Raw genomic sequence first — 1006 nt, forward strand, 5'->3', positions numbered from 1 at the left:
CCTCGATGGCCCGGCGCACCGGCCTGTCGAGGTCGACGATCGGCCGGATCTGGAAGCGGTTCGACCTCAAGCCCCACTTGCAGGACTCTTTCAAGCTGTCCACCGATCCGCAGTTCGTCGCCAAGGTCGTCGACGTCGTCGGCCTGTACCACCACCCGCCCGAGAAGGCGGTCGTGCTCTGCGTGGACGAGAAGAGCCAGATCCAGGCGCTGGACCGGTCCCAGCCAGTGCTGCCGATGATGCCGGGCATGCCCGAGCGCCGCACCCACGACTACCTGAGGCACGGCATCACCAGCCTGTTCGCCGCTTTCAACATCGCCGACGGCACCGTCATATCGGCACTGCACCGCCGCCACCGGGCGATCGAGTTCAAGAAGTTCCTGATGCAGATCGACAAGGCGGTACCCGCCGGGCTCGACGTCCACCTCGTCTGTGACAACTGTGAGGATCATGGTGTGCCGCAGGGGGCCGGAGCCTGACCCGTGTGACAACTGGCCTCAGCTGCCTTGGAGTAGAACTGTCGGCCCCGGCCTCCTGCGGTGCGTACTGCCGCCGGCCCGGTGAACGTGTCCCGATAGGGGCTTTGCTGCACAAAGCACCGTCACAGTTCTGACCGCACACCGGATCGGCGTCAGCCACCAGACCCAGTCCAAGGAGCCTCGTGACCGTCACCAGCATGCCCCAGCCGACGCTGCCCGCGCAGCGGGTCCCCGCCCCGGGCGAGGAGGCCGAGGACGTGATCCTGGGGGTGGACACCCACAAGGACATCCACGTCGCTGCCGTCATCACCACCCTGGGCGCCTCGCTCGCTCAGCTGGAGTTCCCGGCCACCGCCGTCGGCTATCGACAACTGCTCTCCTGGGCGAGGTCGTTCGGTGTCCTGCACCGGGCGGGCGTCGAGTGCACGGGCTCCTTCGGAGCCGCGCTGACCCGGGTTCTGCGCCAGGAGGGCGTCGACGTCGTAGAGATCAACCAGCCCGACCGTGCCACCCGGCGCAAGCGCGGC

The 1006-nt window shown here is 67.8% G+C and carries 2 protein-coding genes; both read left to right on the forward strand.

Annotation, left to right across the window (positions count from 1 at the left end):
• A partial coding sequence (locus tag NBG84_RS31410) for an IS630 family transposase (RefSeq protein WP_250923071.1) occupies nucleotides 1–479 on the forward strand: 479 nt, incomplete at its 5' end.
• Nucleotides 480–676: 197 nt separating this feature from the next.
• The coding region (locus tag NBG84_RS31415) for an IS110 family transposase (protein WP_285368155.1) at nucleotides 677–1006 on the forward strand (330 nt) is incomplete at its 3' end.

This window comes from Streptomyces albipurpureus (assembly GCF_023701525.1).
Taxonomy (GTDB): domain Bacteria; phylum Actinomycetota; class Actinomycetes; order Streptomycetales; family Streptomycetaceae; genus Streptomyces; species Streptomyces albipurpureus.